Origin of the sequence: Rhodoferax sp. PAMC 29310 (genome assembly GCF_017948265.1) — a bacterium.
Taxonomy (GTDB): domain Bacteria; phylum Pseudomonadota; class Gammaproteobacteria; order Burkholderiales; family Burkholderiaceae_C; genus Rhodoferax.
Genome location: NZ_CP072852.1, coordinates 1,524,424 through 1,545,988 on the forward strand (window position 1 = coordinate 1,524,424; position 21,565 = coordinate 1,545,988).

A 21,565-nucleotide genomic window follows, 5' to 3' on the forward strand; every position below is an offset into this window, starting at 1 on the left:
TGATTCCTACCGCCGGTGCTTTATTTCGTAAAGCGGCTTTGAATGCACCTCACCTCACCTCACCTTGCCTTGCCTCAGCCACGGGGTATTTGACAGCGTTAACCACCATTTTCTGACGCGCTGCATCCAAGAGATCAATGTCCAATTTGTCGCAGAGCTGAAGTAGGTACAGCAACACGTCCGCAGCCTCAGCCGCGACCTCTGCTTTCTTTGGTGCATCGAGGTTATGACTCTGCGCTTCGGTCAGCCACTGAAAATGCTCAAGCAACTCGGCCGCTTCCACACTTAACGCGGCTGCCAAGTTTTTAGGGGCGTGAAACTGTGCCCAATTTCTGGCAAGGGCGAATTCTCGCAGCGCATGGGTGAGGGTTTGAATGTCTTGGCTCATGCATCATTTTGATCGGTCGGGCGGGTCAGCGCCGCCAGCGCGTCAACGCCAACCGGCGACTCTGGCAACCAGGGCAGTACAAACGTCCGCTTGGCCAAGCCGTTGGCGATGCGATCTAACTGGCGACGCTCCCCGTGCAGCCGAGCCTTTAGCAAAGGATCGGCAGTGCCGGTGACGCTCACGCTTTTGTTGATCACCCACGCCCAAGGCTCAATACGCGCGCGGCGCAGGTCGTCCTGCAGGGCTGCGGCCTGACTGACTGGGGTCACTTCCGGCAGGGTAACGATCAACACGCGCGTCATGGTGGCGTCCTGCAGGCGCATCAGGGGGGTGATGATGTGTTTGGCGTTGGCACTGCCATCGTACTGGCGCGTCATCTGGCGGTGGTAAGCGCCGGTGGCGTCCATCAGCAGCAGGCTATGGCCGGTGGGCGCCGTGTCCAACACCACAAAAGCCGTACGCGCCTCATTCACCACCCGGCTGAAGGCGTGGAACACCGCAACCTCTTCGGTGCAGGGTGACTGCAGATCTTCCAACAACAACGCCCGGCCCTGATCGTCCAATTCTTTGCCACGCGAGGACATGATTTTGTAAATGTAGGCCTGCGTTTCAGCCTTGGGGTCGATACGGTCAACCTGCAGCCCGGGCAGGCTGCCACCCAAGGCCTGAGCCACATGGGCGGCCGGATCGGTGGTCGTGAGATGCACACTGTGACCGCGCTGCACCAGTCCCACGGCCAAGGCGGCTGCAATGGTCGTCTTGCCAACGCCGCCCTTGCCCATCACCATGATGAGGCCACTGCCCGTGGCTGCCAGTTCATCGGCCAACTTTGCCAGCGACTCAGCGGGCAAAGGGTGATAGTCGGCCGAGGTCGCTGGCTTCTCTGGCGCCTTTGCTTGGCTCCCGCCTAACAAGGCGCGCAGGGCAGCAAGCCCAACCGTATCGAAGGCTCGCAAGGGCACTTCATCTCGCGGCAAATTGGCCAGCGCGTCGGGCATGTGGGCCATTGCCTCCTGGCCCAAGGTTTCCACCGCTTTGGCGACGGGATCGTTTGGCATGCTGGCATGGAACACCCCGTTGATCACCAGTCGTTGGTTACCCAAGCCCAGCGTGCGAAGTTCATCCGAGGTACGCGCAGCCTCCAGCATGGGCCGCGGATCAGGCCGGGTGACCAGCACCACCGTGGTCAGGCTCGGATCGCTCAACGCCCGCAAGGCCGCGTTGAACCGGGCTTCCTGCATCTTCAAGCCGGAATGCGGCCCTAGGCAGGAGGCGCCACGATCATTGCCGGCCAGAAAGCCCGCCCACGCCTTGGGCAAACTCAGAAGCCGCAAGGTGTGGCCGGTTGGCGCGGTGTCAAAAACCACATGTTCGTAGGCGGCGTCCTGCGTGGCAAGTAGGGCCGCGAATTCGTCAAACGCGGCAATCTCCGTGGTGCAAGCTCCAGAAAGCTGCTCGCGCACCGTGTTGCGCTCATCTTCACTGGCATCGGCTTCCAGTTGGGCAAGCACCCGCTGGCGATAGGATTCGGCAGCGGCATCCGGGTCAATATTGAGCACACTCAAATTGGTTGCGCCAGGCACGGGAACGGCCTGGTTGGACAGGGTCACACCCAGCATTTCGTCCAAATTGGACGCCGCATCGGTGCTGACCAGCAACACATGCTTTCCGGCATCGGCCAGCGCCAGAGCCGCTGCGGTGGCAAGCGAGGTCTTGCCTACCCCGCCCTTGCCGGTGAAAAACAAAAACCGCGTGGGTGAATTCAGAAAATCAAGCGTTGTGAGGGTAGAGTCAGTGGGCATCATGCGATCAGCATGACACAGCCATCCTTGACGACGCTTGACCTGCATCAACGGCATGACCCTCTGCGCAAGACGTCACCGCCGTGCGCCACTCAAGGCAATGGCAGCGGTAGCGCCGTTTTGTAGCGAACTTGTTTGAGTGCAAAGCTGGAGCGGATTTTTTCAATGCCGGCAATCGGACTGAGCTGATCCAGAATGAAGCGCTCCAGCGCAGCAATGTCGGCCACCGCCACGCGAATCAGGTAGTCCGAATCCCCGGTCATCAAGTAGCACTCCATCACCTCGTCGTGTTCGGCAATGCTGCGCTCAAAGTCGGCCAGTGATGCTTTGCTCTGCGATTTCAGGCTGATGGAGATGAACACATTCAAACTCAAACCCAGTTTGGACGCGCTGGCAATGGCCACGTAGCGATCAATGACGCCCGTCTTTTCCAGCGCTTTGACGCGTGCCAAGCACGGCGACGGACTCAAGTGGACACGCTTGGCCAGCTCCACATTGGAGATCGAACCATCTCTTTGAAGCTGGTCCAAAATTCGAAGATCAATACTATCGAGGTTCATAACGCTTTAAAAAGTTGATTTATCAGAATTTTATGCCTTTCATCAGCTAAAAAAGGTGCGAGATAGGCAGCCTATTTGGCACGATTTTTTGTACAGTGAACACCATGAACTCTCACTTCACTTCATCGCCCGTGACAGACCTTGACCCTCAGGAGACCGCCGAATGGCGCGACGCCTTCTCTGCGCTGGTCGCCGCCCAAGGCCCCGAGCGCGCCCGCTTTGTGCTTGACGCACTGGCACGCCAAGCTCGCACTCAGCGCGTGGGCTGGCAACCCGAGTTGTGCACGCCCTACGTCAACAGCATTGGTGTGGACCAGCAACCGGTCTTCCCCGGCGACTTGGCCGTTGAAGAGCGACTGGGCTCGCTCATGCGCTGGAACGCCCTGGCCATGGTGGTGCGTGCCAACCAGGCCTATGGTGAATTGGGTGGCCACATTGCCAGCTACGCCAGCGCTGCTGACTTGTTTGAAGTGGGCTACAACCATTTCTTTCACGCCCGCAGCGACGCCACCTCGCAGCTGGGCGATCTGGTCTTCTTCCAACCCCACAGCGCCCCAGGCGTTTATGCCCGCGCCTTCCTGGAAGGCCGCCTGAGTGCCGACGACTTGTTGCATTACCGCCAAGAACTCACCTCCCCCGCCGCCAAGGCCGTGGGCGCCTTGGACCCCGAAGCCGCACTGCAAAGTGGCTTGGCACGCGGCTTGTGCAGCTACCCGCACCCCTATTTGATGCCTGATTTTTGGCAGTTCCCCACGGGCTCGATGGGCATTGGTCCCATCAGCTCCATTTACCACGCCCGCTTCATGCGCTACCTCACCCACCGCCAGTTGCTCAGCTGCGAAGGCCGCAAGGTGTGGGGCGTGTTTGGTGACGGCGAGATGGACGAGCCCGAGAGCATGAGCGCGTTGACGCTGGCCGCCCGTGAAGGGCTGGACAACCTGGTCTGGGTGGTTAACTGCAACCTGCAGCGCCTGGACGGCCCGGTGCGCGGCAATGGCCGCATCATTGACGAGCTGGAAAAGCTCTTTGCCGGTGCCGGCTGGAACGTGATCAAACTCGTGTGGGGCAGCGACTGGGACGGCCTGTTTGCCCGTGACACCACCGGCGCTTTGGCGCGCGCCTTTGCCAACACGGTGGACGGCCAGATGCAGACCTTTGCCGCCAAAGACGGACGCTTCAACCGCGACACCTTCTTTGGCCAGAACGAAGAGTTGCAACGCCTGGCGCAAGGCATGACCGATGAGCAGATCGACCGCCTCAAGCGGGGCGGCCACGACATCGTCAAGATTCACGCCGCTTATGCCGCTGCTGCCGCCCACAAAGGCCAGCCGACCGTGATTCTGGCGCAGACCAAAAAAGGCTACGGCATGGGCAGCGCCGGCCAAGGCAAGATGACCACACACAGCCAGAAGAAGTTTGACGAGACCGATCTGATCGCGTTTCGCAACCGCTTCAACCTGCCCATGACCGACGAACAAGTCACCCGGTTGGAGTTCTACAAACCCGCCGAGGACAGCGTGGAGATGCAGTACATGCACCAAAAGCGCCAAACCTTAGGTGGCTACCTGCCCAAGCGTTACACGGCGGTGGACACCGTGACGGTACCGCCCATGGCCAGCTACGCCCAGTTTGCCCTGCAGGCCGAAGGCAAAGAGATGAGCACCACCATGGCCTTTGTGCGCATGCTGGCCAATTTGCTCAAAGACAAAGCCCTGGGCCCCCGCATTGTGCCCATCGTGGCCGACGAGGCGCGCACCTTTGGCATGGCCAACTTGTTCAAACAGGTGGGCATCTATTCCAGTGTGGGCCAGCGCTACGCCCCGGAAGACATTGGCTCGGTGCTCAGCTACCGCGAAGCCATGGATGGCCAGATTCTGGAAGAAGGCATTTCTGAGGCCGGCGCACTGGCCAGCTGGACGGCGGCCGCCACCAGCTACAGCGTGCACGGTTTGGCCATGTTGCCCTTCTACATCTACTACTCCATGTTCGGCTTTCAGCGCGTGGGCGACCAGATCTGGGCCGCAGCTGACCAGCGCGCCCGCGGCTTTTTGTTGGGCGCCACCTCAGGGCGCACCACCTTGGGCGGCGAAGGCTTGCAGCACCAGGACGGCACCAGCCATTTGATGGCCGCCACCATTCCCAACTGCAAAGCCTATGACCCGGCTTTTGCAGGTGAACTGGCGGTGATCGTGGACCAGGGCATGCGTGACATGCTGGTCGATCAAAAAGACATTTTCTACTACATCACCATGATGAACGAGAACTACGCCCAGCCCAGCCTGCCAGAAGGCGCAGCGGCTGATGTGATACGTGGTTGCTATCACTTTACTAGCTACTCCCGCAAACCGGACGGTCGCCAGAGCCCTAAAACACTTAAAAATATCACCTTGCTGGGCTCGGGTGCGATTCTGACCGAGGTCATCAAAGCCGCAGAGCAACTGGCTGATCAGGGCTTTGAGGTGGATGTGTTCAGCGTGACCAGCTGGAGTGAGTTGGCACGCCAGGGCATGGCCAGCGAAGCGGCCGACCCCAGCGCCCCGTCGTTCTTGGCAACCCAACTGGCGAACAGCCGCGGGCCCATCATTGCCGCCACCGACTATGTGCGGGCCGTGCCGGAGACCGTTCGGGCTTATTTGCCACCGGGACGCAGTTACACCACGTTGGGTACTGACGGCTTTGGCCGCAGTGACACCCGGGCCGCGCTGCGTGAGTTCTTTGGTGTGGACGCCAGCAGTGTGGTGCGTGCGGCTTTGGCGGCGGTGGGCGCCAGCGAGGTCTGAGACCCGCGGTGCACGCTGCTGGAATTGTATGGATCAGGGCTTTCCGCCCTCCGCCATTCAACATTTCGCGCGTATGTGAAACGCCAGAAGCTTGGTGCTCAACGAATCGCTTCAGGCATGCTCACGCATCCGCATTGATGCGCTGAATCAGTGCTGGCAGCACCACGCTGGCCTGATCGTTGTCCACCTGGTAGGTGCCGGCAGCGTTGTGGCCACCGCCGCCGTACGCCAGCATCAACTCGCCCACATGGGTTTTGCTGCTGCGGTCGAGGATGGACTTGCGTGTGGCAAACACGGTGTTCTGCTTTTGCAGACCCCACAGCACATGGATCGAAATATTGCACTGCGGGAACAGCGCATAAATCATAAAACGGTTGGTGGCCCAGATGGTTTCTTCGTCACGCAAGTCCAACACCACCAAGTTTTGATGCACCGTGCTGCAACGCAGCAACTGCTCGCGCGCCTTGTCAGCGTGGGCGTTGTAAATGTCCATGCGCTCAACCACGTCAGGCAAGGCCAAAATGTCCTTGATGCCATGGTTGCGACAGTGCTTGATCAAATCCATCATCAGCTGGTAGTTGCTGATGCGGAAATCACGGAAGCGCCCCAAGCCGGTGCGCGAATCCATCAGGTAGTTCAACATCACCCAGTCGGCTGGATTCAAAACTTCGTCGTGGCTGAACTGAGCCGAATCAGCTTTGTCCACCGCATCCATCATTTCCACGGTGATGCCCGGAAAGGCCTTGGCGCCGCCGTAATAGTCGTAAACCACGCGCGCCGCCGAAGAGGCCGAGGCTGAAATCAGATGGTTGGGGCGCTCACCGGTGTTGCGAATCGACTCGGACTCATGGTGATCAAAGGCAATGTGGGCAGCGGCCACATAAGGCAGGTTGATCGTGATGTCACGGCTGGTGATGTCAACCTTGCCGTCCTGCATATCTTTCGGGTGAACAAACTTGATGTCGTCGATCAGATCCAGTTCATTCAACAGCATGGCACACACCAAACTATCGAAATCGCTACGGGTAACTAGGCGGAACTTATCTTGGCTCATGACTGTCCTTTGCATGGCAAATAAAAACCGGCATGCAGACGCAATCTGCAATCCGTTTTATCGGAACGCAGAAGAACGCGTACATCGTTCTGGGGTGACACGTTTGCCACTCTCAACGAACCTCTTTGACTCGCTTTTTCACAGGCGGATGACCATGACTTTCTCAAGTATTTTTTCGCAAGGTCCGCCCTCGCAAATACTCACCAATGTCAGTAACCATTGGTGAGGGGGAGGCCTCCCTCGAAGACGCATGAGACTCATGCGGAAGTTCATCTCATCCGCCTTATTTTTTGCAAAGAGCCATAAAACAGCTCTTGCGCGGCATACCGTACGATACGTGATAATTGACTGTGCAACATGCGTCCTGCATGGCACGCCAACCTGGCGCCGAAGCAAGTATCGATAAGAATTAATGACCGTTAAAGCAGCCCTTCAAAACAAGCTTTTGACCATCTTCGCTGCGGCCGCGCTGATGGTCGCGGTACTGACTACGGCGATCTGGAAAATAGAACGAGACGAGATTACCTCGGCAATACGGGTGGCGTACACCCAAGAGGTAATTGAAGGTCTTATTCAGATAAGGTCTGACACGATTCAGATTGAGCTAAACGGGCAAAGCTACAGGACTTCGGGCGATGCAGCGGAACTCCTCGAACGTGACGCGACGTTCTCAAAACGGGAAAAGCAGCTGGACCGGATCCAGGAACTAACCACCGACAATCCCGGCCAGCAAGAGCGTTTGACACAATTACGCGCGGTGGTAGCCCAACGTCTTGCCATTGCCCTTCGTTCGTCACTGCTGGTCCAGACTGAAGGCTTGGAAGCGGCGAACGCATACATAGTGACAAGTCCGATGAGGGCAACACGAACGCGCTTGCGCCAGTTGCTGGCCGAGATGGAAGAACAGGAACGCGGGTTTCTGGAGACGCGTACCTTTCTCCAGCAGCGTCTGCGTAAAAATTTGACCACATTAACTGCCATCTCCGGACTAGTGTTAACGGCGTTGCTATTCTTCGCCTTTCTGCTGATTCGACGACAGATTCAGGCCGTCAAGGTGACATCACAATCGCTTGAGCAGTCGAATGTGCGCATACAGTCGATTCTTGACACTGCGGCGGACGGAATCATCACGGTTGACGCGCGTGGCAATTTCGAGACTTTTAACCCGGCTGCAGAGCGTATTTTCGGCTATAGCGCCAAGGATGTCGTCGGGTACAACATGAAGAAGCTCATGCCGGAGCCTTATTACAGCAAGTATGCAGGTGCCCTTGGACGTGAACATGAAACCGCTGAGGCGCGCGTTGTCGGCAGCAGACGGGAGGTCATCGGTCTGCGCGGGGATGGTAGTACGTTCCCGATGGAGCTTTCAATTCGCCCGATGCAACTGGACGGAGAATCTCACTACATCGCCGTCGTGCGCGATATTACTGCGAGCAAGACAGCTGGCGAACAGATAGCCAAGAGCATGAAAGAACTGAGTGACTTCAAGGCTGCGCTCGACCAGCACGCCATCGTCTCCACGACCGATGCAAACGGCACCATTACGTACGTCAACGAAAAGTTCTGCGTGCTTTCGAAATTTACCCGGGAAGAGTTGATCGGTCAGAACCACCGCATCATCAACTCTGGACATCATTCAGAAGCCTTTTTCAACGATTTTTGGCAGACCATCCGGAACGGGGGGGTATGGAACGGCGAGATCAAGAACCGCGCGAAGGACGATACGTACTACTGGGTGGCCGTAACAATCATCCCGTTCCTCGATGACCACGGCAATATCGTCCAATACATTGCGATCCGCGCGGACATCACCGAGCGCAAGCGGGTGGAGTTGGCAGTGATCGCCGCCCGGGATACTGCGGATATGGCCAACCTCGCCAAAGACTCTTTCCTCGCCACGATGAGTCATGAAATTCGCACGCCGCTTGGCGGGCTGATCGGCATGTTGGAACTTCTGGGGCTCACGCCGCTCAGTGATGACCAGCGCGAAACGGTGCAATACGCGATGGACTCTGGGCAGAGTCTGTTGCGAATCGTGAATGATGTACTTGACTGGTCCAAGATCGAGGCCGGGAAACTGGAACTTTCTCCGCAACCCGTCTCGATTGCCCAGGTCGTGTCGGGGGTGTTGCGTACCTATGCAGGTGTGGCCAGCGCCAAAAGCCTGGTACTTGAACAGCACGTTGATGCACGCCTCAGTCCAGCGCATATTGTCGACCCGATGCGACTCTCGCAGGTGCTCAACAACTTTGTCAGCAACGCCATCAAGTTCACACCCAAGGGGCGCATCGAGGTGCGGGCCGAACTTCTCGAGCGAAAAAATGGTAGCGAGCGAGTGCGTTTTTCCGTCGTGGACACAGGCATCGGTATTACAAAAGAGGTCCAGCAACTCCTGTTCCAGAACTACAGCCAGGGGAGTGTCGACACGGCCCGCATGTACGGGGGGACCGGACTGGGGCTATCAATCTGCCGTCGTCTGGCGGTCATGATGGATGGGGAAATCGATTTGGTCAGTGCGCCGGACCAAGGTTCAACTTTTGGTATCACGCTCAACTTGCCTGTCACAGCGACGGCTCCTGAGCCGTTGCCGATGGCCTCCTCCGTGAGGATCACGCCAAGTCATTCTTCCTATGCTGCGGTTGCAGCAAAAGCCGATGCACCGTTCGTTCTCGTGGTGGATGATCACCGGGTCAACCGAAGGCTCATGGCGACTCAACTCGGACTGATCGGTTTGCGTGCCGAAACCGCAGAGAACGGCGAGGCCGGGCTCGAGAAGTGGAGGGAGAACCGGTTCAGCCTGATCATCACCGACTGTCATATGCCGAAGATGGATGGCTATACGCTGGCAAAGGCCATACGGAAGCTCGAGGCTGATGACGCGCGTGCCCACACTCCGATCATCGCCTGGACCGCGAATGCACTTGCCGGAGAGTTGGAGCTCTGCCCGAAGGCTGGCATGGACGACTTTCTGACCAAGCCGACTTCGCTGGTCGAACTGGAGATGATGCTGCAGAAATGGTTGCCAAACCGGGTCCCTGGCACCGAGTTAATCGCTCTCGGAAAAAGCACAACCCCACCCACCACAAAGAAGGGGCCCGTGGATGTATCCGAACTGGCGGCATTGATTGGTGACGATCCGGAGTTGCTGCATGAGTTTCTGGCCGATTTCCAGGCCAGCGCCAGCGCCATCGCAATCGAGCTTCACGCCGCCTTCGCCGCAGCGAACACTTCGCACGCGGGCGACTTGGCGCACAAGCTCAAGTCCTCAGCACGCGCCGTGGGCGCGCTGGCGCTGGGTGAGTTGTGCACCGAACTCGAATCTGCAGCCAAGGCCGGTGACGGACCTGCGCTGGACGTATTGCAGGTCCGATTTGCAGCCGAGATGGAAGCAGTCGAATTTGCGCTAAAGTCACTGATGACACACATGGAGGCTCAAGAATAAGATGATGCGTCAAAAGACTACCCTCAAGGTCATGTTGGTCGACGACGAGCCCTTCATGCTCAAGCTGCTGGGTCGCCAGTTGGAAAACCTCGGCTTTTCGAGTCCATGGGCCTATACCAATGGGCATGAGGCGCTCAAAGCGCTGGCAGGGCCATTGGGAGAGCCAGACCTGATCCTCCTTGACCTCAATATGCCGGAAATCGACGGCATCGAATTTGTTCGCCAACTTGGTGAGCAGCGTTTTGAGGGCAGTCTCATCCTCGTCAGCGGGGAAGATGAGCGCCTGATGCAGGCCGCCAGCACACTGGTACGCGCGCACGGCATTGGGCTCATCGGTCATTTAAACAAACCGGCGTCCTACGAGGCGCTGGCAGCCTTGTTGGACCCGTGGAAGCCACCTAAGGTGACGCGACCCCATTCGGCCAATGTGCAGTACGACGCTGACACGCTGGCGGCCGCCATCGCCAACGGTGAACTGGTGAACTACTACCAACCCAAGGTGGCCGTCGCCGACGGGCGCGTGGTCGGTGTCGAGACCCTGGTGCGCTGGCGACATCCCGTTGACGGTCTGGTATTTCCCGATCAGTTCATCGGCGTGGCTGAAGCGAACGGCCAGATTGATGCATTGACCCGCGTTGTGCTGATGGAGGCGCTGGCACAGACTAAGGTCTGGAACGACGCTGCTCTGGCCCTGCGGGTGGCGGTCAACTTGTCGATGGACAACCTGAGAACGCTCGATTTCGCCAATTTCATTGCCGACCAGGCTGCCGTTGTCGGCGTGCCCCCAAGCGTTGTCGTGCTTGAAGTCACGGAAAGTCGCTTGATGGAAGATCTGCGCACGCCGCTGGAGCTTCTGACCCGGTTGCGCCTGAAGCGGTTTCGACTGTCGATTGACGATTTCGGCACCGGACACTCCTCACTTTCGCAATTGCGGGACCTGCCCTTCAACGAATTGAAGATCGACCGCAGCTTTGTGCATCGCGCTTGGGAAAATGACACATTAAGCGCGATCTTCGACGCCAGCCTCCATATGGCACACCAAATTGGAATGGAAGTGGTCGCTGAAGGGGTGGAGGACCGAGAGGATTGGAACTTTTTGCGCCGTAGCGGCTGTGACTTGGCGCAGGGGTACTTCATCGCCCGGCCCATGCCGGCCGCCGAATTGCCCGCCTGGATTGAAAGTTGGAATCAACGGCTGAGAGATCCCGCAGCCGGTCTGGTCTGAGTAGCTCGACCACCATGTCCACGCCCGCTGCAAACCCCGGCAACATTTTGATTGCTACGGATAGCGTTTCTGACGCCGCTACGGTACGCAAGAATCTGGATGAAGAATTCAAGCACGTCATGACGTCCACCAATCCGCGGGCGGCCACCGACGACTTCGAGCGCCATCAGCCCGACGTGCTGGTGCTGGCCTTCAACAAACTGGAGAAGGCCAAGAGTTATTACCTCGGACTCTATCGCCTGTGCCCCTCGATACAACAGCGACCTCACCGCACCATCATTCTTTGTGACAAGGATGATGTCAAGCCGGTCTACGAATTGTGCAAACAGCGGCATTTCGACGACTACGTGCTTTATTGGCCGATGGCCTACGACATGTTACGGCTGAATTTGGCGGTTCACCAGGCGCTGAGCGGGCCCGCTGCCATCAAATACGGCGAACCTACGGTGACACAGTTTGCAGCATCGGCGCGACGCTTAGGGGGGTTGGAGAGCTTGCTTTCACAGCCGTCGTCGAGAAGCGATGATTTCACACAAGCGTGTGCCCCGCACCTAGACTCGGTTCGCACACTGAGCGCTTTGGCTGAACGCGTTCGCCCAGTGCTGCTGATCGTGGATGACGATGAATTCCAGTGGAAGATTTTGGCAAGCGTTTTTAACCCAAAACACTACGAGTTATATTTTGCGGCCAGTGGTCTGGACGCACTAGCTCAGCTGCGTCGGGTGCACCCCGACTTGATTCTCATGGATGTACGGATGCCAGGGATGGATGGTGTTGAGGTGATGCGACGAATAAAAGCCACCCGGCGCCTCGCTGACATTGCGGTGATCATGGTCACCGGCCAGAGTGACAGGCAGGTCGTGACAGAGAGTATGAGAATCGGCGCTTCGGGCTTTGTAGTCAAACCGTTCGAGCGAGGCGCCCTGCTTGCCAAAGTGGTACAGGTATTGAATGACCGTTGATTCGTGTACCCAAGCCGCTGAACTGATCCACGGTCTTGAGCCACTCTCGCCAACCCAACTCAAAGCGACAAAAATGTTCGGCGGCATAAAACCGCGTTATCTCGATATGAACTTGCGGCGTGTCTGGGGGAAGTCGCCCATGTGTCGGTTGCTGACCCACCGCGTTAATTCTAGGGTGAGATTGTTTGAAAACAATCTGTCGATTTATCGACCCGGCAGACCAGGAAGTGCAAACGCCGGGCTGATATGCGCAACGAATATTTTTGAATTGGACTTCCTGGAGCCGGTCATTCGTGGACGCCCGCTTGCGCGCCATAGTCTCGCACCGGCGCTGTCTCACCCGTGCCCGGTGTTATTGCGTCGCTGGAAAGACCAGCGTCACGCTCAACCCGGGCTGCGCGTTGCTGATTGAGAACGTACCTCCGTGGGCCTGGGCCACCAGCTTGCAAAGGTACAGGCCAAGCCCGACGCCACCGGTGCTGCGCTGGCGGGCTGAGTCGGGGCGGTAAAAGGGCTGGGCCAACTTGCTCAACTGATCTTCTGGCACGCCAGGGCCGAAATCTCGCACGTTGATTTCAACGCCCTGCCCCGTCGCCCCTTCCAGCGCTTGAATGCTGATGCAGGGCGGGCGACTGGCTTGATTGCTGTGGCGCAAGGCGTTGTCCAGCAAATTGCGCACCAGTAGCCGAACGCGGGTGACATCCAGTGCCAACGCGGGCAAGTTAGGCGCCAACGCCTGCTCAACGCCCTCCCCGCCTGGCAAGCCTCGCACCACTTCGGCCACCAGTGCTAGCAGGTCGGTGGGCTCGCGCTGCAACGCGGCATGGGGGCTGGCAAGGCGTTCGCTTTCCAGCAGGTCGGTGATCAAGTCGCGCATCAAGGCCAGGTCGCGCAGCAAGGCGTCTCGGCTGGGGGTGACCTCAATCGTGTCAGGCAGCAGTTCGGTGTTCAAGCGGGCGCGGGTCAGCGGGCTGCGCAGCTCATGACTGATGGCCAGCAACAAGGTGCGCTTGGCCTCCAGCATGTGGTGAATGTCACTGCCCATGGTGTTAACGGTCGCCGCGAGTTCACCCAACTCGTCCGGGTGGCGGGCGTGGGGGATGGCAATGGGCTGGGCAAAGTTGCCGGCGCCAAAGCGCATGGCCCCCGCGCGAATGCCGCCTAGTGGACGAAGCAGCCGACGAACGTACAAGTAGGCCAGTAGGGTGAGCAGCAGCAAGGCGCCCAGGGCAAACAGCACCAGCTTGGGGCGGCGCTCAAACGCGCCGTCGTCAATGCCAAACACGATGGTGTGGCCGTCTGCCGTGGTGCGGGTTAGCAACCTGGCCCAGTTTTTGTCGCCGCCCCACTTTTCCTTCTCCCAGTCTGGCTGCCGCGGGCTGACTACTTGCCAGGCAGCCTGTCGGTGGTTGGGATGCGACTGCCAGTTGAGTACGGGGCCCTGAATGGATACGGTAATGGGCAAGCGCTGGACCAGCGCTTGGGCCTGAACCTGGTTCGGTGGCGAGCCAATGTCATGGGCCAGATGATCGACATAGTCCATTAACAAGGGGCGCGCCGCCTCCCGCCAACCCAGCGTAAACGCGTTTTGCAGGCTGGCCAGCATGGTGATACTCATGAACAGGGCCAGAACCAAAAACACCAACACCAAGCGCCAGCGCAAGGAATGGCGCACGGCGCGCAAGCCACGCCGCCACCCGGAAGTCGTGGCCGTATTGGCGTTTGTCATGTTTGTTGCGGGCGCAGCGCCAGGGAGTAGCCGACGTTGCGTTGGGTTTTGATGCAGTCCAGCGGCTCCAGCTTTTTACGCAGGCGGCTCACCACAATGTCCACCGCGCGAGTGAACAACTCGGCGTCATGGCCGCGCAGCTGGTTCAGGATGTCGTCTCGGCTGAATACCTTGCCCGGTGCTGCAGCCAGCAGGTGCAGCAAATCAAACTCGGTGCTGGTCAACTCCAGCAAGTCGCCCTGGCGATGGACTTGCCGGGTGGTGGGGTCCAGCGCCAAACCGTCAAACATCAAGGGAGCAGGCGCACTGCTGGGTGACGGCGCCAACTGCGCCGCTGAGCGGCGGCGCATGACCGTCTGAAGGCGGGCCACCAGTTCACGTGGCTCAAAGGGTTTGGGCAAATAGTCGTCCGCCCCCAGTTCCAACCCTACGACCCGGTCGGTCAACTCGCCGCGCGCAGTCAGCATGATGATGGGAATATCGCTCTCGGCCCGCAGGGTGCGGCACAGCTCAAAGCCGTCCATCTCCGGCAGCATCACGTCCAGAATGGCGGCGTCAAACCCACCGCCCCGCAGCAGGGCCAGACCGGTGCTGGGCCGTATGGCGCACTCCAGACTCATACCAAAGCGATGCAGGTAGGCGGTGAGCGGCCCACCGAGTTCGGCATCGTCGTCAATCAGGAGAATTCGTGGCATGGGAAATTGTGACACCTGCGCTGATGACGCACGATCAAGCGCCGCAGCCGGTGCTGCTGCGCGGTGTCTAAAGCGTCATAACAATCAGCCGCTTGCGTCACCGCGTTCATCAACGTGCCGCGTTGAACGGGTTTGACCGTCAAGAGGCTATGTGCCTGCTGACGGTCAAACCGCGGGCCCCAGATCAAAGCCAATAACTCGGCATGAGGCTCTTCAAGACCGCCCAGCAATGCCGGGCCGTGACAACGAACCTCATCGACCAAGCCTTGCCAAAGACGAGCGGCCATGGGGCTTAGTGCCCGCGGAACCAGCCACGGCGGCGCTCTTGCAACTCACGCACTTCTTTTTGCTGCTCCGCGCTCAGGCTGTCATAAAAATCGGCCAGCGCGGTCAACACCTTGGGTCCGTTGCCTTGTATGGCCTGTGTTTTTTGGTCCAGCATGGCCTGGGCGCGAACCCGGTCAAACTTGTCGCCTTGAATCAGCGCAGGAATCTCGACGCGCGGGTCGCCACCCTCACCCCGAAAGGCCGTGCGCTGCGCCACGATTTCATTGGCCAGTGCATCGAGCTTTTGCTGCTGTGCGGCATTGAGGTCCAGTTTTCGGGTGATCTTGCTCACGACCTTGGTTCGGACCTCGGCCACACCTTCGTCGCTCCAACTACCGTGATGACCGCGCGAACACGCGGTGAGCCCACCGACCACGACGGCAGCACCGAACAAGCCGACGAGGGTTCTTTTGATCCAGCGTTTCATGATTTTTCCTCCTTGAGAGAACTGTTGAACATGAACGCTATGGTGCCGGGCCAGCGACGCGGCGTCTTCTTGGCGCGGTATCGCTTTGTTTCGTTTTATTTCAAGGTGGTGGGGCGCGCCAGCCAGGCGTCTATCGCGTCACTGACAGCATCGGCTTGCTCCAGCGTGCTCATGTGGCCGCAGTGGGGCAACACCCGCAATTGGGCGTTGGGCAAGGCATCGCACATGGCTTGATGCTGCTCGGGTGGACTCCAGCTGTCTTGCTCTCCGCACAACACCAGGGTTGGGCAGGTGATGGCCGGCAACAGGGGCGTTGCGTCCGGGCGCGTCAGCAAGGCGTTGATTTGCGCCTCAAATTGCGCCGGGCTGCTGCGCTCCAACATGTCCAGAATGTGTTCAAAAAGCGGCGTGCTTCGTCGGTCGGGATGCACCATGGCGCGGGCCCGTTGGCTGCCCATGGCGCGCATGCCCTGGGATTGCGCTTGCGCCAAGAGGGTCAAGCGGGCGGTGCGTTCACGCGCACCTGCCGCGCCAGAAGCCAAGGGGTGTGCGCCAGTGTCCAGCAACGCCAGTCGCTGCAACCGCAGCGGGGCCAGACGCATGACCTCCAACGCCACCCGCCCACCCATGGAGTGCCCCACGAGGTTGAAGGTTTCGGTGGGTGCTGTTGCCAGCACCTGCTCGGCCATGGCGCTCAGTGAATTCAAATGACCATAGTCAGGCACTGTGCAATCAGCGATGCCGATGAGCGCCTGAATTTGGGGCGCCCAAACGGATTGATCACACATCAGACCCGGTAACAGAATCAAGCTATGCTTCAACCCACCTCTCCATCAAATTAGCCTCTAGCCCTTATCCAATATGCAAAAGTAGCTACTATAAACATAGCAAAAAGGTGTTAGAACCCTGGGGACGCCAGGCCTGCCGCTTACTCCACCCGGCTGATCCGGGCTGGTTTAAAGCCAAGATCGGCGGCCTTGCCCTTGCGCCCACGCAGGGCACGGGCGTTGTTCAGGCTGCGAATCTCCAGCGTTTCTTCACGCTCCTTGCCACCGCGGCCAATGCCTTCAATCTTCACACTGCGGGTGTACGCCACCGCGCCGGCCAAGGTGTCTTTGTCTTCCAGGCCAATCAGCATCAAGCCACGACCGCCATTGGTCATGGTTTTCATCTCGGCAATATCAAACGTCAAGATGCGCCCGCCAGTGGATGCACACGCCACATGGGTGGCGGGAATCACCGGGCTAGAGCCGGCCGTGTTGGCCACCACGGAGGGGGCGCACAGGGTCTCGCCTTCGTTGCATGTCAGATAGGCCTTGCCAGCTTTGTTGCGCGCTGTCATGTTCTCCACCGAGGCCATGAAGCCATATCCGCCGGAGCTGCTCAAGAGCAGCGTGGCGGTGGCCGGGCCGGCGAAATAGTAAGCAGGCTGGGTGCCCGACTCCAGATCGATGAGGGTGGTGATGGGTTGACCGTCACCTCGCGCGCCGGGCAGCAGCGCCACCGCCACGGTGTAAATTCGGCCGTTGTTGCCAAAGACCAGCAAGGTATCCACCGTGCGGCACTCAAAGGTACCATACAGGCTGTCACCCGGCTTGAAGGTGTACTCGGTGGGCGCCGCCGAGGCGTTGCCTGCCTTGTCGCGTGCCCAGCCCTTTTGCGCACGAACCCAGCCTTTTTGACTGACCACCACGGTGACCGGTTCGTCCACCACCTTGATCTCCAGCACGGCTTTTTTCTCGGCCTGAATCAGCGTGCGACGGGGGTCAGCGAAGGTCTTGGCGTCGGTCTCGATCTCTTTGATCATCAGACGGCGCAAGGCCGTGGGGTTGCCCAGAATTTCTTCGAGCTTCTTTTGCTCGTCGCGCAAGCCAGACAGCTCTTGCTCAATCTTGATGGCCTCCAGCCGGGCCAACTGGCGCAGCCGGATTTCAAGAATGTCTTCGGCCTGACGTTCAGACAGGTTGAACCGGGCAATGAGCGCCGCCTTGGGGTCGTCCGCTTGGCGAATGATGGCAATCACTTCGTCAATATTGAGCAGCACCAGCTGGCGGCCTTCCAGAATATGGATGCGGTCCAGCACCTTGTTCAGACGGTAGCGGGAACGGCGCTCGATGGTGATCTGGCGGAACTCGATCCACTCGGTCAGCATCTGGCGCAAGGACTTCTGCGTGGGCCTGCCGTCAATGCCAATCATGGTGAGGTTGATGGGCGAAGACGTCTCCAGACTGGTGTGGGCCAGCAAGGTGGTGATCAGCTCCTGCTGCTGGATACGGCTGGTCTTGGGCTCGCACACCAAGCGCACCGCCGCGTCTTTGCTGGACTCGTCACGGACCACGTCGAGTACCGAGAGCAAGGTGGCTTTCAGCTGGGTTTGATCCAGCGTGAGCGCTTTTTTGCCGGTCTTGATCTTGGGGTTGCTCAGCTCTTCAATTTCTTCCAACACCCGCTGGGTGCTGACACCGGGCGGCAACTCAGTGACCACAAGTTGCCACTGGCCGCGCGCCAGATCTTCAATCTTCCAGCGCGCACGGCACTTCAGCGAGCCGCGCCCGGTGCGATACGCCTCATGGATATCACCCGCAGAACTGATGATCTGGCCGCCACCGGGGTAGTCCGGGCCGGGCACTAGGGCAAACAAGGCGTCATCCGCCAGTTGCGGTGTCTTGATCAAGGCCACGCAGGCGTCGGCAATTTCGCGCAGGTTGTGGCTGGGGATCTCGGTGGCCAAACCCACGGCAATGCCGCTGGCACCGTTCAGCAAAGAGAACGGAAGGCGCGCCGGCAACTGACGCGGTTCCTCGGTCGAGCCGTCGTAGTTGGGCGTGAAATCAACTGTGCCTTCGTCAATCTCATTAAGCAAGAGACTGGTGATCTTGGCCAGACGCGCCTCGGTGTAACGCATGGCGGCCGCACCATCGCCGTCCCGAGAACCGAAATTTCCCTGACCATCAATCAGCGGATAGCGCTGGCTGAAGTCTTGCGCCATGCGCACCAGGGCGTCGTAAGCAGCCTGGTCACCGTGCGGGTGAAACCGACCGAGCACGTCGCCCACGACGCGAGCGCACTTGACAGGGCGAGCCCCGGTGTTGCCATTGGCACCCCCAAAGCCCAGCCCCATGCGGGACATGGAGTACAGAATTCGGCGCTGAACCGGCTTTTGCCCATCACAAACGTCAGGCAAGGCGCGGCCCTTGACCACGCTGAGGGCGTATTCCAGATAGGCGCGCTGCGCGTAATTGGCCAGATTCAGCTCGTCGTCGCCCTCAGGCTGAGGGACGGGGGGAAATTCCAGGGTGGATTGATCGCTCATTGAATCTCGTCTGTCTCAATTGGGAAGGTTGAGTTCGCGGGCATGGCTGATGCCGACGAAGTCATGTTGGAACGGCCAGTGGCACCACCGTACAACAGCATTTGCACACGGTTGGGTGGGTTGGCCTGAAAAGCCGCCATCAAGGGCGGCTTGAGCACGACGTAAAGCGCCATGACGGTTTTGACGTAACGCTGGGTTTCTTTGTAACTGGGGATTTGGTTGCCCGCCCGCTGCACCGCGCCTTCGCCGGCGTTGTAGGCGGCTAACGCCAACTCGACTTGGCCCGGAAACAGGTTCAGTAGGTAGTGCAGATAGCGGCTACCCGTCTCGATATTCACGCCCGGATTGGTCAATTTTTGGGCCACTGAACGCTTTTTGTCGTCCTTGACGCCAAACCGGGACGCGGTGGCCGGCATGAGTTGCATCAAGCCGGTGGCCCCACGGGGCGACACGGCGCCGGCGTCAAAACCTGATTCGGTGGCGATGATGGCCTGCAGCAACTCATAGTCGATCTCATGCGCTGCAGCCGCTTCTTGCAAATGGTGTTTGACGGCTTTGTAAGCGGGAAAGATATCGAAGAACACCAGCACTTTGGACATAGCGGGCGAGGTTGACTCTGCAGAGGGAGCCGTCGACTCACCCAATGCTGCAGTGTCCACCACCGCGTTCCCCTGTGCGTAAAGCTCATAGCGGTCATCCAGCCGTTCGGCGGCGAAGTGTGCCATGCCTTTGGCATCGACATAGGCCCACACATCCGCCCGAGCCGAAAGCATCAAAATAGTTAGCAACAAGCCCATAAAAATAGAGCGCTTGAGACCTAAAAGGCACTCAAATTTTGGCATGAATCGCAGGCGCCGGATCATCTCGTCAAACGTCGATTTCGACGGAGTCGCCATGCAACTCCATCAACTCGCGCCGCGCTGCGGCCTCGCCTTTGCCCATCAATTTGGTGATGAGGTTTTCAGTTTGCGCAAAGTCAATATTGCCCAGCTTCACGGGCAGCAAACGGCGGGTGTCAGGGTTGAGCGTGGTGTCCCACAGCTGTTCGGCGTTCATTTCACCCAGACCTTTGAAGCGGCTGATGCTCCAAGCGCCTTCGCGCACGCCTTCTTTGCGCAGCTTGTCCAGAATGGCGACCAACTCGCCCTCGTCCAGCGCATAGGTTTTGGAAGCCGGTTTCTTGCCACGCGCTGGTGCATCCACGCGAAACAAGGGCGGGCGGGCCACAAACACATGGCCGGTTTCGATGAGTTTGGGGAAATGTTTGAAGAACAGCGTCAGCAACAACACCTGAATGTGGGAGCCGTCGACATCCGCGTCCGACAAGATGCAGACCTTGCCGTAACGCAGACCCGATAAATCCGGCGTGTCGTTGGGGCCATGGGGATCCACTCCAATGGCCACGGAAATGTCGTGAATCTCGGTATTGGCAAACAGCCGGTCGCGCTCAACCTCCCAGGTGTTCAACACCTTGCCGCGCAAGGGCAGAATCGCTTGGCTTTCTTTGTCGCGCCCCATCTTGGCGCTGCCACCGGCGGAGTCACCCTCCACCAGAAACACTTCGTTGTGGCTGATGTCACGGCTTTCACAGTCAGTGAGTTTGCCGGGCAACACCGCCACGCCCGAGCCTTTGCGTTTTTCGACCTTTTGACCGGCTTTTTGGCGGATTTGCGCCGCCTTGATGGTGAGTTCAGCCAGCTTGCGACCGTATTCAACGTGCTGGTTCAGCCAGAGTTCCAGCGTGGGACGCACAAAGCTGGACACCAAGCGCACCGCATCGCGAGAATTCAGGCGCTCCTTGATCTGGCCTTGAAACTGGGGGTCCAGCACTTTGGCCGACAGCACGTAGCTGGCGCGTGCGAACACATCTTCGGGCAACAGCTTGACGCCTTTGGGCAGCAAGGAGTGCAGCTCAATAAAGCTCTTCACCGCCGTGAACAAGCCATCACGCAAGCCACTTTCATGGGTGCCGCCAGCGCTGGTGGGGATCAAATTGACATAGCTTTCACGCACAGGTTGACCGTCTTCGGTGAAGGCCACGCACCAGGCGGCGCCCTCGCCTTCGGCGAAGTTGTCACTCTGGGCGTCTGCAAAGCCGTCGCCCTCGAACACGGGAATCACCAGTTCACCGGTCAACGTCTGCAACAGGTAGTCGCGCAGGCCGCCTTTGTAAAGCCAGACCTGCGTTTCCTTGGTTTTTTCATTGACCAGCGTCATAGTGACGCCAGGCATCAGCACCGCCTTGCTGCGCAGCAGGTGAGCCAATGGCGCCATCGGCAAAGCGAGAGACTCGAAGTATTTGCCATCAGGCCATACGCGCACGGTGGTGCCGGATTTACGGTCACCCTCTCCATTTTTGCGAATTTGCAAGGGCTCGACGACGTCGCCGGCCTCAAACACCAAGCGGGCAACCATGCCCTCCCGGTGGGTGGTGGCTTCCAGTCGCAAGGACAGCGCGTTGGTAACGCTAACGCCCACGCCGTGCAGGCCGCCGGAGAAGCTGTAGGCCCCGCCCTTGCCCTTGTCAAACTTGCCACCGGCGTGCAGCTGGGTAAACACCAGCTCAATCACCGGGGCATTTTCCTCAGGGTGCATGCCATAAGGAATGCCCCGGCCATCATCTTCAATGCTGACCGAGCCGTCGCCGTGCAGCGTGACCTTGATTTTTTTGCCATGACCGGCCAATGCCTCGTCGGCCGCATTGTCCAGCACTTCCTGAATGACGTGAAGCGGATTGTCCGTGCGGGTGTACATGCCGGGACGCTGTTTGACAGGCTCCAGTCCCTTGAGGACGCGGATGGAACCTTCTGAATATTCGCTGGTGGGTTTGAGTGCCATAGCTTTCAATTCTAATCTGCAAG

The 21,565-nt window shown here is 59.0% G+C and carries 16 protein-coding genes; 4 read left to right on the forward strand and 12 right to left on the reverse strand.

The window, feature by feature from the left end:
- Positions 1–49 precede the first annotated feature (49 nt).
- The 3 genes from J8G15_RS06970 to J8G15_RS06980 form a co-directional block, all read right to left on the reverse strand.
- Positions 50–388, reverse strand: a complete 339-nt coding sequence (locus tag J8G15_RS06970; protein WP_210546781.1) for a nucleotide pyrophosphohydrolase — start codon at positions 386–388, stop codon at positions 50–52.
- Positions 385–2,193 (reverse strand): arsenical pump-driving ATPase, encoded by a 1,809-nt coding sequence (gene arsA / locus J8G15_RS06975; RefSeq protein ID WP_370627506.1) that lies wholly within the window; start codon positions 2,191–2,193, stop codon positions 385–387. The genes J8G15_RS06970 and arsA overlap by 4 nt, the downstream gene beginning before the upstream one ends.
- An 89-nt stretch (positions 2,194–2,282) precedes the next feature.
- Positions 2,283–2,750, reverse strand: a complete 468-nt coding sequence (locus J8G15_RS06980; RefSeq protein ID WP_210546782.1) for an Lrp/AsnC family transcriptional regulator — start codon at positions 2,748–2,750, stop codon at positions 2,283–2,285.
- Between the two features lie 104 nt (positions 2,751–2,854).
- Here J8G15_RS06980 and mdeB point away from each other — a divergent pair, with 104 nt between their 5' ends.
- Positions 2,855–5,530, forward strand: coding sequence for an alpha-ketoglutarate dehydrogenase (gene mdeB, locus J8G15_RS06985; RefSeq protein WP_210546783.1), 2,676 nt, complete (start codon positions 2,855–2,857; stop codon positions 5,528–5,530).
- Between the two features lie 121 nt (positions 5,531–5,651).
- On the opposite strand, the gene J8G15_RS06990 is transcribed toward mdeB, so the two are convergent.
- A complete protein-coding gene (locus tag J8G15_RS06990) occupies positions 5,652–6,584 on the reverse strand; it encodes an exopolyphosphatase (RefSeq protein WP_210546784.1) in 933 nt (310 codons plus the stop codon).
- Between the two features lie 412 nt (positions 6,585–6,996).
- Between J8G15_RS06990 and J8G15_RS06995 the strand changes: the two genes are divergently transcribed.
- The 3 genes from J8G15_RS06995 to J8G15_RS07005 are packed head-to-tail and all read left to right on the forward strand — an operon-like array spanning position 6,997 to position 12,213.
- A complete protein-coding gene (locus J8G15_RS06995) occupies positions 6,997–10,026 on the forward strand; it encodes a PAS domain S-box protein (protein WP_210546785.1) in 3,030 nt (1,009 codons plus the stop codon).
- 4 nt (positions 10,027–10,030) lie between these two features.
- Positions 10,031–11,251 carry an EAL domain-containing protein gene (locus tag J8G15_RS07000; protein ID WP_210546786.1) on the forward strand — a complete coding sequence of 407 codons (1,221 nt, stop codon included), beginning with the start codon at positions 10,031–10,033 and terminating at the stop codon, positions 11,249–11,251.
- A gap of 14 nt (positions 11,252–11,265) precedes the next feature.
- Positions 11,266–12,213 carry a PleD family two-component system response regulator gene (locus tag J8G15_RS07005; RefSeq protein ID WP_210546787.1) on the forward strand — a complete coding sequence of 316 codons (948 nt, stop codon included), beginning with the start codon at positions 11,266–11,268 and terminating at the stop codon, positions 12,211–12,213.
- 352 nt (positions 12,214–12,565) lie between these two features.
- On the opposite strand, the gene J8G15_RS07010 is transcribed toward J8G15_RS07005, so the two are convergent.
- From J8G15_RS07010 to J8G15_RS07045, 8 genes are all read right to left on the reverse strand, one after another.
- A complete protein-coding gene (locus tag J8G15_RS07010; RefSeq protein ID WP_210546788.1) occupies positions 12,566–13,942 on the reverse strand; it encodes a HAMP domain-containing sensor histidine kinase in 1,377 nt (458 codons plus the stop codon).
- Positions 13,939–14,637, reverse strand: a complete 699-nt coding sequence (locus tag J8G15_RS07015) for a response regulator transcription factor (RefSeq protein ID WP_210546789.1) — start codon at positions 14,635–14,637, stop codon at positions 13,939–13,941. The genes J8G15_RS07010 and J8G15_RS07015 overlap by 4 nt, the downstream gene beginning before the upstream one ends.
- A complete protein-coding gene (locus tag J8G15_RS07020; protein ID WP_210546790.1) occupies positions 14,619–14,924 on the reverse strand; it encodes a hypothetical protein in 306 nt (101 codons plus the stop codon). Before J8G15_RS07020 ends, J8G15_RS07015 begins: the two co-directional genes overlap by 19 nt.
- Positions 14,925–14,929: 5 nt before the next feature.
- Positions 14,930–15,391 carry a Spy/CpxP family protein refolding chaperone gene (locus J8G15_RS07025; protein ID WP_210546791.1) on the reverse strand — a complete coding sequence of 154 codons (462 nt, stop codon included), beginning with the start codon at positions 15,389–15,391 and terminating at the stop codon, positions 14,930–14,932.
- Between the two features lie 95 nt (positions 15,392–15,486).
- Entirely contained in the window at positions 15,487–16,179 is a 693-nt protein-coding gene (locus J8G15_RS07030; protein WP_240538471.1) for an alpha/beta fold hydrolase, read from the reverse strand.
- Positions 16,180–16,319: 140 nt separating this feature from the next.
- Complete coding sequence (gene parC / locus J8G15_RS07035; protein WP_210546793.1) at positions 16,320–18,704, reverse strand: DNA topoisomerase IV subunit A; 2,385 nt, start codon at positions 18,702–18,704, stop codon at positions 16,320–16,322.
- Positions 18,701–19,600 carry a lytic transglycosylase domain-containing protein gene (locus J8G15_RS07040; RefSeq protein WP_240538472.1) on the reverse strand — a complete coding sequence of 300 codons (900 nt, stop codon included), beginning with the start codon at positions 19,598–19,600 and terminating at the stop codon, positions 18,701–18,703. Before J8G15_RS07040 ends, parC begins: the two co-directional genes overlap by 4 nt.
- The gene (locus J8G15_RS07045) at positions 19,572–21,542 is read right to left on the reverse strand and encodes a DNA topoisomerase IV subunit B (RefSeq protein WP_210546794.1); all 1,971 of its coding nucleotides are present in this window, start codon (positions 21,540–21,542) and stop codon (positions 19,572–19,574) included. The genes J8G15_RS07040 and J8G15_RS07045 overlap by 29 nt, the downstream gene beginning before the upstream one ends.
- Positions 21,543–21,565 lie beyond the last annotated feature (23 nt).